Below are 11,639 nucleotides of genomic sequence, written 5' to 3'. Positions count from 1 at the left end.
CCGCATCAGGAAACCGGCACTGACAGATTCTCGAGCTTCTGCCGGCGGACGTCAGCGAAGCTGGGCCTGCACAGCACCAACACGAGTTCGCTCACTCGCTCGCCGGTGGTTTCGGCGAGCAATTCGGCATACAGGCTGAGCTGCTGCCAGTATGCGGACTGAGTCGCCTCCGACATTTGCACATCCGTTTTGAAGTCAATGATGACCAGGCTGCCGTCGTCCTCCCGGTACAACAGATCGATGATGCCCTCGATCACCACCCCGTCGCGTTCGACTGCAACGGGCAGCTCGTTCCAATGCCGGCGCTCGGCTGCTCGTCGGACGGGAACAGCCGACATCGCCGATCGGGCGCAGGCTTCAAGGTCAGCCGCGGCCTCCAGCCAGAATTGCAGGGCAACGGTCCGGGCCAGTCCTCCGAAGCCGTCATCGGCCTGAAGACCTGAGACTTCCATGAGGCGGTGCAATGCCGTGCCGAAGTCAGCTCCGTGCATACCGACCGCGCCGCTTGCGAATGGCGAACCAGCGAAGTCGTCGGCGAAACTAAGTTCCGGCACCGAGTCCTCGGGCGTACCTGTTGATCCGGTGGCGGGCAAAGGGCCTCCCTTGGTCAATGCAGTTACCGATGTACTGGCAGGAATCATCGATTGCTCCACCCACCGGGCACGCATTCTTAGCCATTCCTCGAACGCCGGCACTGGAGACACTTCAAGCCGCGTCTTTTCCGAGCGGAGCGGGAAATCATCGGGGAATTGCAGTTCCGGCACGGTTTCGGGATCGTCGACTGAGCCCAGCAGCCCGCTGAGGCTTGAAGGACCCCCGCTGTAGAGGGACACGACAAGGTGGCTGGTGGCCCGTGTGCAGGCCACGTAGAGCAGCCGGCGTTTCTCCGCAGCAAGCAGCTCGGCCTCCGCGTCCTTGGCCTCGGCGTATCCAGCCGACTCAATGTCGCCCGAAAGGTGCACCTGGAGCTGACCGGACGCGTCCCAAAGGGCCTTGTCCGACGAGGCGCCTCTCGTGCTGCCCGCGCCAGCCAGTACCACCATTGGAAACTCGAGCCCCTTGGCGGCGTGGATAGTCATGATCCGCACGGCTTGGGCGTCAGTTTCGGGGACCACCGCCTCTTTGACCTTGGCATTTTCGTCTTGTTGAACGGCGGCCCAGAATAGGTAGTCGCGCAGGCTGCCGTGGGTCGCTTCGGACCACGCGCGCGCTTGATCGACCACAAACCTCAAGCGGCGCCAGACGTCCCGGTAGCGTGGCGAGTCCGTCGCGGACTCGAGCACCCGGCGGTCAGCCAGAATGCGTTCCATGATCTCCGACGGGGGAATGTAGGAAAGATCCCAAGAGAGCGTTTTCAAATAGCTCAGCGCACGGGCGACAGGCGATCCCGCCAAGGCCTCCTGAGCCGTTCCATGAATGCTCCAATACCCGCCTCCGGCGTGCCATTCGTACAGATCGTCGTCACCGCAGCCGAGGTAGGGCGTCCGCAGCGCTAGCGCCAGGGACGCCTGGTCCGCCGAGTTGGCGAGGGACCGGAGCAGGAGGAGCAGATCGTGGACCTCCTGTGTTCCGTAAACCAATGAGGAAGCTTCAGCCCGGTACTCGATGCCCGCCGAGTCCAGTGCATGTTCGATGTGAGACAGGGACGTCCGGGCGGGCAGGAGGATGCAGATGTCCCGGGACTCCAGGTTGGAGAGCGCGTAGCAGGGGGCTCCGGACTGCTTCTGCCACGGCGTGCCCCCGTGACCCAGGGCCAAACCAATGGCTGCCGCCACGTCCGCGGCTTCCTGGGCATGCCGGGCCTGGGCGCTGGGCTTCTCTCCGTCGGCGCCCGGCATCATTCCGCTTCGTCCGATGACGGCTACGGCGGGACCAGTGGAGTCGTCTACCTCGGGCCTGGACGGGTCGGCATGGAGTGGTTGATAGTCGGCCTGGATGCTTCCGTTGGCCTCGATCAATTGCGCAAACGTGTGATTGACCCAGCGAAGAACGGCGGGAGTGGACCGGAAGTTCGTGTTGAGCCGTGCGACCTCCGCCGCCGTATCTGCTCCGGCACGCCCTCTGGCCGTCATATATGTGGCGATGTCAGCGCGGCGGAACCGATAAATGGACTGCTTTGGATCGCCGACGGTGAAGAGTCGCCCGGCGGGTATCGGGAGCTTCTCCCAGCCGTTGGGACCGCACACCTCGTGTGAGCAGATCCGCAGGGCAATCTCAGCCTGGATGGGGTCAGTATCTTGGAACTCGTCGAGCATGACGTGGTGGTAGCGGCGGTGAACGGCGGCCTGGATCTCGCGTCGCTCCTCGCCAACCAGCAGGTTGCGGGCGTGGACCAGCAGGTCGTGGTACTCCAGCTCACCCCGCCGCTGACGTTTCCCGGCCTCGTCCAGGAAGATCCCGGACATGATGGACGTAACGGTATCCAGCGCGGGGCCCACAATGCTCGCAATGAGCTCCGCGACATTTGCCACGACATCCTGTGCGGCACTTCGCACCTGGTCGACGGGAATCTGCCAGTCTCCCTTGGCTCCGCCCTTGAGATGGGCGGTCGGAACTTTGCGCAAGACACCCATCAGAATGTTCGGATCGTCAGCGGACTGTGCTTCCTGGAGTTGCAATAGCCAGGCCTCAAGCCCGCTCAGGCCTTTGGCCAGCAGTACGTTGTTCGGATTGGTGCAGTGTTCCCGCAAGGCCAGGACGTCAGAGCATTGCCGGATGATCGGCCCGGCATTCAGCTCGGGGATGTATCTGGTCTCCGACGGGCTGTCCTCCAGACGATCCCAGTTTGAGTCGAGGGCCCGTCCGAGGTCGCGGAGGTTGTCCAGCGTGACACCGACTGCCAGCAGCACCCTCAGCGCCTTGTCCGCGCGGGGCTCGTTGAACAGGGCCGCGACCGCTGCCTCCCAGCGTTTGGTGAACGCGATTTGGGATCGCAGCTCGTCGACGACGTCGATCATCGGCGGGACACCTGCCGCCACTGGGTTCTCGCTAATCAGCCGGGCCGCAAAGGAGTGGATGGTCCCGATAGGTGCCGTGTCCAGCTGGTTGAGGGCCGCCGCTCGCAGCGCCCCGGTGTTTTCCCTGGCCTCGTTGGACTCAGCAGTTGCGGCGAGCCGCTTGCGGACGCGCTCCCGCAGCTCGCCGGCTGCTTTTTCGGTGAAGGTAATGGCCGCGATGCCACGGAGCTCGACGCCGGAATCCACCAGGGCGCAGATGCGTTCCACGAGCTCCCGGGTTTTGCCGCTGCCGGCGCCCGCCTCGACGAAAACGGTTTTGTCCAGCATCGTGCGCACGATAACGCGGTGGCTTTCATCGCGCAGTTCCAGAGCGGGGGGAAGAACTGTTGCGCTGCTCATTTGTCGTCCTTCAGGATAGCGAGTGAGACCAATTCGGAGGTTTTGGAAAGCCGCTGCCAAGTATGTTTGGCGCCGGCGGTGCCGGCCAGGTTAGTGAAGTTGGAGAAACTCGACTCCTCCGGCTTGTGCGGAAAGATGCCGCGATGCAGAGCGGAGACGATCACGGAGGCGTCCGTCCTCAACTGATGGAGCACCGCGTCGTCGACTGCATACCCAATCGGCTCTGCATCCTGTGACACAAACCAGTACTGGGCCTGGACCGGAACTGCAGTGTCAGTCTGGAGGCTGCGCGCAAAGAGCCCATAGACGGGCAGCTGAAACTTCTTCCCGCCAGCCGTAGGATCCTCTTGAGACATTCCCTTGAATCTGCTGGTGCCACCAGTCTTGTAGTCGACGACTCGAACGGCCCCGGATTCATGCCGATCGATCCGGTCAACGAAGCCAAGGAACTGAATCTCCTGTCCATCAAGCAAGGTCAGATTTACCGACTCGTGCTGATACTGCTTGCCGTATTCGGCGGGCCCGAAACCTGCCTCCGGTTGCTGATAGGTCCATCCCTTGGCAGCGTCACGTTGGTCCGCCGCGAACACCCGACGCAGGTCCGCGAGCATTCGGCTCCTATCCCGATCCCAGAGGTGGCCCAGCCAGGCCGAGTTTTCGGGCTTCTGGAAGAGGATTTCGCCTATCGCAGTGAGGTCCTGCTCCGTGGACGCTTGCGCACCTTTGGTTGCTCCGAGCACAAACGTTTCGAGGGCTTTGTGAATGAGCTCCCCGCGATGTATCGGACTGATCTCCAGCTCCAATTGGATGTCCTCAAACACGCTGACCTTCAGGACCCGCTTCATGAAGTAGCTGAAGGGGTTGGTCGCCCAGTCCTCAAGGCTTGTGGGTGAGATGGCCTTGGCCGGATTGAAGAAGCTTCCAGCAAAACGCGACAAATCCCCGTTGAAGCGCGAGAACGCGCCGTGGTGGCGGTCGTGTCGGATTTCCAGGGCACGGTGGAGGACACCATCGTCGGATGCAAGCTCATTGCGTTTGCCGCTCAGGCAGGACCTGAGCCGCCACTCCTGTGCGGTGGGGACCAAGCCGTTTGTTGTTCCGGCGCCCGTCCGGATTCCGTGCTCGTAAGACCTGAGCTCCACCACGGACTTTAGATCTTCGAGGCCGGCGGAGATCCAGCGGGACATTTCGTAGGATCCCCCGCCTCGAAGATTGCCGCGCGGGAAGAACACTAGCGTCCGGGATCCGCTGGCCAGCGCCGCGAGAAACTGCTGGTGTGTCAGGGCAGTTCTCTGTTCCGCCGTTGGAAGGCCGGTGCCCAGTTCGACCTTGACGTGGTCAGGGAGCAACGGATCCTCTCGGACCTTGGAGGGCGCGAGGCCCTCAGCCATTCCTGCCAGGATCACGACGTCGAGGTCCCGACCAACGCCGTCGGCGATTGTCCCGACCGAGATCCCGACGCCGATTTTTCCTCTCCGCCCGGAGCGGCGGTTGATTCCTTGTTCCAGCGCGGTGCGCAACGCGCCACCGCTGGGCGCGGGCGCCACTCCGTCGAGCAGGGACAGGCTGTCTGCTATTTCCAAGACTTCAGCCCGGGCGGCGCTGACCCGCGGGTGCTCTGAAGCCGAGCGCGGGCCCAGGAACTCCTGGATGAAGTCTCGGAGTTCCGCTGCCGCCCCGGCCCATGAGGAGGCCTTTGCGACGCGAGCCAACCCGCAGGATAGAGCGTTGCGGAAACTGACGAACTGGGCCAGCTCGGCCAGTTTCCGGGCTTTTCGCTCCTGGGACTTCTCGTCCAGCACCACGTCGCTCTCCGGCGCTTCCTCGTCTCGCGGCGGGTTCAGGTACAGGCGCTCACAGGCGGCGGCGGACGGAAGATCATTGTTGCTCCAGTGGACACTGCCTTCGGCCACGGTGTTGAGAACAGCCTTCACGTCCAAGGCGCTCGGGTCCAGTTGCAGCAGTCTCAGCAAGCCGCGGGCCTGGGGCGAATCGCGAAGTTGCTGAGCAGAGGGGCCGCTGAACTCGATGCCGGCCTCATCCAGCCGGCGGGCCAGCAGGGAGCGATACGGGTCTGACGCAGAGTAGAAAACCCCGATGCGATGCCCAGCGACGCCGGAGCCGAGCAACTCCGCAACGGAGCGCACGATGGCGCGGCACTCATCGTCGGAATCGGAAGCGCTGTAGATGCTATCCACCCCGCGGACCGAACCTTCTGCCGTCAGCGACTGCATGCCCGCAGCGGACAGCGTGTCGAGCAGGTGCTCGGCGCTGGGCCCCTGGCCCGCAGGGAGCATGAAACCGATGATTGTACCGAGTTGGTCCAGAGCCCCCGGCTGGCTGAGGAGCTTCGCCGCTCCCGAGAGTGCCTCGGCCTCGGTGAAGTACGCCGATTTGAGCGCGGCCATGGCTGCGTCGTTCAGGCGAAGCACGTCCGGGACGAGTTCAGGCAGTGACGCCGCAGTATCGACGTTGACGCCGTCCAGCGCCGAGGAAGTCCTCGTCAGGGCTGCGGCCGTGCCGGGCTGGTCTGCAACCTCCTTAAAGACACCAGGATCGCGGGCGAGACTTGCCGTCAGAGCGCCCTGCCGGATCATGGGATCCAATAAACCTCGGCCGCTGGCCTCCGGACTCAGTGCAAAGAGGTCTATGGCCAGATCAATGAGCGTGAATGCGCGGACTCCGACGACACCACTGCCGGACTTCCTCGCCAAGTAGCGCGGAATATCGAGGGCGCTGGCCCGGGAGGGGACGAGCACGGTCACCGGCGCGAACGGGTCTCCCGCTTTCGCCTCCTGCACCAATCGTTTCAATTCGGCGAGGGCGGCCTGAGCCGATGCAAAGTGCTGTGTCGTCATGCTGTGATCCCCAATGGTTGTCGAAATTTTCGGTGCATGCGGCAGGTCGCCGAGCAATGGCTTTGCGAACTTGCTCAGGCCGCGTTCTGAAGGGTCTGGACTGCGCCGGCAAGAGCATCGGCAAGCGTGACGCCCCCGTTCGGACCCGGTCCGTTTGGGAATTCGCCGGTATGCCATCGAAGCTTGCTGGCGTCGTCGCAGTCCCGGCCATATCTGAAGCCTTCAAGTATCTGGTGCCCCGCTTCAATGTGCGGGATACAGTCCTTGAACCAGTTCGGAAAATCGTTATTAGGAGCAGACCAGCCATTCCCGGTCAGGTAGCCGGTATCTATGGGCCACGTGTCGGCTGGCAAATACTGCTCGGACACAATTTCGAACCAGACCCCATCGGCGCTGGGAACTGCTTGGGCGTAGGGTGTCAGTCCTTCGGTGTCCTCGGCGTATTGAATGCTGAGGAATGAGTTCCACGGCATGTTGGCGAGGACCTCACTGATCAGTTCGCCGGCTTTCGCCCATCCTTCCTTGACGTCGTTCTGGGCTCTGATGTGGTTGACAAGGCCGTCGTACTCATCCTCGACTTCCGACGGCATTACGGCGCCGATCACCGACTCCCAGGCGCCGAAGTGACTTCTGATGGCAACTACGGACGGGCGATGGCGGCCGGCGGCCATTTCGACAGTCACCCAACTGTCATAGCTCGCCACGTCCTTCGGGGAGCCGAAGTAGCGGTACTCGTCTCTAAACCTACGGGCCGCCTCAACGAAATCAGACGCGCTGAAGCTAAGTGGGTCTGATGTCGGCTGCAGCCCTGCGGAAACCAACGCGGTGTCCCAGAACCCTTGGCCCAAGTGGCGCCGCACCGCGCGTGCCGGTATCGGCCAAAGGTCTCCGCGACCGGGCAGTTCGTCTCCAAGGTCGGCCGAGATTGCCTCCGCTATCTCCTCGTAGCCTGAGTACGAGATTCCGGCGTCATCGCCGGCGCGGATGGCCTGCGCTGTTGCTTCAATGACCGCCAGGATTTCGGCTGACTGGCCGTAGGGGCCGCCCGGACCCAGGAAGTTCCGGATCTCGGCGACCGATGAGAGCGGCATAATCCCCAGAGCCATTTCATAATCGGGTTGGACTCCGCGGTGGCGGCCCATCACGTAGAGCAAGCTGAGCATTTCGATGGGTGGAACAAACTCCACCTCACCCCTATCTAGTTGGTAGGCACGGTGCGCGAGTTCCTTGAACGTGTGCGTGGTCCGGAGCATTTCCTCGGCAATGTCGACGTCGACGGGTGCTCCGAGCGCGGCGAGGACCTTGGGAATATCCACGAAATCGATACCGGATCGGTTGAGCTGCTCGAAGCGTTCTCGCTCCTGGTAAAGGGTTGCCAACGTGGCATTGCATCGATTCCGGAGTACCCTGGATCGCTGCTCCTCGCCCCTGTCCGCGACCCGGCTACCGAGGAGGCGCAGAATCTCCCAGCTGCTCGTGTTCGCGGCTTCCGCGATGCAGCGCAGTGGATCCCCGGCCAGGAAGGATCTGGTCACCTGCCCAACCAAGTCGCGCGGGGGAACGTCAGCCTCGGATGATCGTGTGCTCACGCTCAAAGCCCCGGTGATTGTTGCGGCGGGTGGATTGCGCGCCGGACGGCGGATGGCAAGCCGACCAGCACGCCCGGCTCGATAGCCTCTTCGAGCACGTCGTCATCCTCATCCTCATCCTCATGCGGAAGGATAACCCTCATTGCGGACGCCCAGTTGCCGTAGTGACGGATGATTTCCAGCGCTGACGGGCGGTCGTTCCTCATGGACGCTTCGGAGAAGACCCACCGATCGTAGATGGCAATGCTCATAGGATGCTCGAAATCGATGCATTCCTCCGTGAAGCCGTCGAGCGCATCGAATAAGTCGTTTTCCGTAAATCTCGACTCAGAAGTTGGCAGGCTCAGGCCGACAGCCTGCACGGCATCATCCCAGAAGCCATGGCCGTATCGGCGCAGCAGCACGGTTCCCGGTGCAGGCCATTGGCCAGTGCCGGCAACTCTCGAGTTTCCCAGCCGCGAAGAAATCGTCTCCGCCGTCTTCGCGTAGTCCGAATAGGAGATGGTCTGGACCGCTCGCGCTCGGATGGCGAGCTTGGTGGTTTCCGCCACCGCCGCGAACTCCGCCAGGCGCCGCAGCGATACATTGGGCTGCATGAGTGATCGGAGTTCGGCCAACTCCTCGATAGGCATCGTGCCGAGCGCCAGTTGATAGTCAGGCTCGATTCCGTGGTGTTTGCCCGCCACATACAGCAGGCTGAGCCGGTCACCCAAACTCCTTGAAGGAAGTGCCCTCTCTATCCGATCGGAAGGCACCCCCGGAATGTTGACGAGCTCGATGGCGACTTCCACGTCAACATCGGTCTCGAGCGCCTCCAGGACCTTCGGCGTATCGGACCAGGTGATCCCGGCGTCGTTCAACCGATACAGCAGGCCGCGGTTTTCGTAAATGACTTCGTCCGTTGCCAGGCTCCGCTGCCGAACGGAGCGGGCGCGCTCAAGCTCGAGTTCGGTGGTTGGCTGCATAGCCAATGAACTGCAGAGCTCATCGACGGTGCACCCTAAATGGTCGGCGGTGGCACGGAGAGGTTCTCCGGCTGCATAAGCAGTCCTTGCAATGTCACGGTGCATTGATTCCGGCGAACGGAAACAACGGGTCGTTTCGGCTGCCCGCAAATTACTTCCCCCATGTTGACTCCTAATCGTGGGCGGACATTGTCCCCGACTGCGTTCAGGAGTTGTAGTCGTGATCACATTTCTACCAGTAGCTTCCGACATTGTTGGGGAGGTGATGATGTCTGTCCCCGCGGCCGCGGACCGCGGATTGGGCGATTGCTCAGTCGCTCCCCTCAACGGTGGCTGCAGTCTCCACGATCACTTCCGTGTGCTGCGAGTCGTAACCGTCAAACATGTACTGAAGCAACACCTGTGATCGCGACGGATGGCAAAGCTTTTTCATCGTCTTAGCTTCGATCTGCCGGATTCGCTCACGGGTGACGCCATACACTTGACCAATTGCGTCCAAGGTCTGTTCCTGGCCATCAGTCATTCCGAAGCGCATGGCAATGATTCCAGCCTCCCGTTCTTCAAGTGTGTCCAGAACGGCATGCACTTGGTCCTTCATGAGCTCGTGAAAGAGCGAATCATTCACATCCATATCAAACGGATCGGCCAGCCGCTGGGCAAGAGCTTCGGTTCCGCCTCGACCATCGGGCACCTGCATATCCAGCGAGTAGATCGCCTTGTCCAGCGTCAGAAGGAAATCGATCTTCTCGACTGAGTTGTCAGTGAGCTGGGCAAGATCTTCATCGGTACATGACGTGCCGTTCATTGCAGCAGACCGCTGCGCCGACTGCAGCTTCTGAATCTGCTCCACAACGTGAACGGGCAATCGGATAAGACGTGCTTGATCAGCGAGCGCCCGGGTGATGGCTTGGCGAATCCACCACGTCGCGTAGGTCGAGAACTTGAATCCCAGCGTGAAGTCGAACTTGCAGACGGCCCGGTGCAGACCCAGATTTCCTTCCTGGATCAGGTCCAGAAAGTCGAGCCCGCGATTCGTGTGGTTCTTGGCGATCGACACGACCAACCGAAGATTCGCGTTCAGAAGCGTCTCGGCGGCTCGTTTCCCCAGCAGAACAAGAAACTCCAGTTCCCGGATTTCCCGCCGCGGGCGGGTCGGATCCTTCACGCCAAGGAGATGCTCCGCAAAGAGTCCGGCCTCGATATCCTGGGACAGCTCCACCTCCTGCTCGGCCGTCAGCAATTCGTGACGGCCCAAGCGCCGGAGGTAGTCCGCGACGGCGTCGTCGGTGACACTCTCGCTGTCGGCAAGCTTTTCAGGCCACTCATCGTCTTTCAAATCGAAACCTACTAGCTCGGCATCATCTTCGGGTTCTTCAACTGGTGGCTCGGGCAACGCCTGGGGCTGCTCCACGCAGGCAGTCGGATCCATTTCACCGACGGGCGGCGCGGGCTCGGTTTTGGGCTCGGCCACAACGTGGTGGAGGAAGTTCTGCAGCCGGTCCAAATCGGTCTTGATGTCGAAGAACTCGACCTTGCGGGCGAACGGGAGCACCCGGCCGAGGAACTCTTCGCCTTGGACATTGGGGTCTTCGACAGTGTCCCTTGAGTACAGGACAACGAGACGCGCGACCCGTCCGTCGGCCTTCTTGCGGATGACGCGTCCCAGTCGCTGGACCATCTGCCGCTGGCTGCGATTGGCCGCGACGATGATGCCGAGGTCAGCTTCGGGCACGTCGATGCCTTCATCGAGCAACCTCGGCGCAGCGAGGATTTGCGAAGTGCCGTTGCGGAAGTCCTCCATGCCCTGCCGGCGTTCATCCTTGGCCATGCCGCTGAAAATGGCGGAAGCCTTTGAGCCCATTGCCGTGTACAGCTCCTGGGCTCTCCGTGCAGACTCTTGGGTCTGGGTGAACACCAGCGTGCCGCGGGAGGTGTCCACGGTTTCCTTGAGCGCCGCCAAGGCGTGGTACTTCGTCCGGGCCTCCGCCAGCAACGTGAGCCTGGACGCCATCGCCCGCATGTACTTCCGAGCAATCGTCGATTCCCGAGTGATGGAATCTGACCCAGCCAGCGCGGAGACTGCGGCAATAAACTGGTGGAACGGCCGCCGGGGGATCCCGGCGTAGGTCTCCAGGTTGCGCGCCGCTTCAAGCATGGAGTTCGAGAGGTCGTCGTAATTGACTCTCTCCGTCGGCGTGAGTTCAACACCGACGAGGGCAATGTCGAACGGCGCAATGACATTGTCTTTTAGCGCGCGGTCGTACCAAAGCTTGTAGACGACTCCGCCGAAATAGGGCGACAAGACCGTCTCGTGCTCTCCGTCCGACCGCTCGTACGTGGCGGTCAGTCCGAGTCGCCAGGCGAATCCTTCTTGAAGAGCCCCGGTGAACATGGGGGCGGCGTAGCGGTGGCATTCGTCCGCGATGATCAGCCCGGCCTTGTGGCTTCGCAGCGTCTCGCGGTTGGACGCCGAGTGGACAATCGCCACCAGGATGTCCACCTGATCGAGTGAATCTGTGCGGCCATCGCCGAGTGCGCCCCGGCGGACCCGGGGGAGATCGCGCTGGATGGAGGACAACCACTGACGCTGGAGTTCTGCCGTGGGGACGAGAATCAAGACCTTGATTCCTTGGCGGACGGCCTCAAATGCAGCAGCGATGCCGACGCGAGTCTTGCCTGATCCGGTGACCGCCTCCACCACGCCTCGTCGGGCATTTGCATGCCAGGCCTTCAGAGCTTCCTGTTGCCACGAGTACAGGAAGGCATAGTCATAGGCCGTCGGGACAGAGGCAGCCGCGGCGGGCTCGGAGTCCGCCCCATGCATTACCTCTTGGATCAGGTCAGTCATTTCATCCCCCATTTGGACTGTTC

The 11,639-nt window shown here is 62.1% G+C and carries 5 protein-coding genes; all 5 read right to left on the bottom strand.

The features are described from left to right. Positions 1 to 5: 5 nt before the first annotated feature. The 5 genes from KY499_RS07820 to KY499_RS07800 all read right to left on the bottom strand — a co-directional run bounded on the left by KY499_RS07820 (position 6) and on the right by KY499_RS07800 (position 11,616). Positions 6 to 3,356 carry an exodeoxyribonuclease V subunit beta gene (locus tag KY499_RS07820; RefSeq protein WP_219886723.1) on the bottom strand — a complete coding sequence of 1,117 codons (3,351 nt, stop codon included), beginning with the start codon at positions 3,354 to 3,356 and terminating at the stop codon, positions 6 to 8. Further along, complete coding sequence (locus KY499_RS07815) at positions 3,353 to 6,214, bottom strand: PD-(D/E)XK nuclease family protein (RefSeq protein WP_219886722.1); 2,862 nt, start codon at positions 6,212 to 6,214, stop codon at positions 3,353 to 3,355. Before KY499_RS07815 ends, KY499_RS07820 begins: the two co-directional genes overlap by 4 nt. Positions 6,215 to 6,288: 74 nt before the next feature. Continuing rightward, positions 6,289 to 7,803: a hypothetical protein gene (locus KY499_RS07810; protein WP_219886721.1), complete on the bottom strand. Its 1,515-nt coding sequence runs from the start codon at positions 7,801 to 7,803 to the stop codon at positions 6,289 to 6,291. A 2-nt stretch (positions 7,804 to 7,805) separates the two neighbouring features. Further along, positions 7,806 to 8,768 (bottom strand): hypothetical protein, encoded by a 963-nt coding sequence (locus tag KY499_RS07805; RefSeq protein ID WP_219886720.1) that lies wholly within the window; start codon positions 8,766 to 8,768, stop codon positions 7,806 to 7,808. 310 nt (positions 8,769 to 9,078) lie between these two features. Continuing rightward, the gene (locus KY499_RS07800; RefSeq protein WP_219886719.1) at positions 9,079 to 11,616 is read right to left on the bottom strand and encodes a sigma-70 family RNA polymerase sigma factor; all 2,538 of its coding nucleotides are present in this window, start codon (positions 11,614 to 11,616) and stop codon (positions 9,079 to 9,081) included. Between the last annotated feature and the right edge of the window lie 23 nt (positions 11,617 to 11,639).

This window comes from Arthrobacter sp. PAMC25284, from assembly GCF_019443425.1.
Taxonomy (GTDB): Bacteria; Actinomycetota; Actinomycetes; order Actinomycetales; family Micrococcaceae; genus Arthrobacter; species Arthrobacter oryzae_A.
This window is presented reverse-complemented; position numbering and strand designations above follow the sequence as displayed.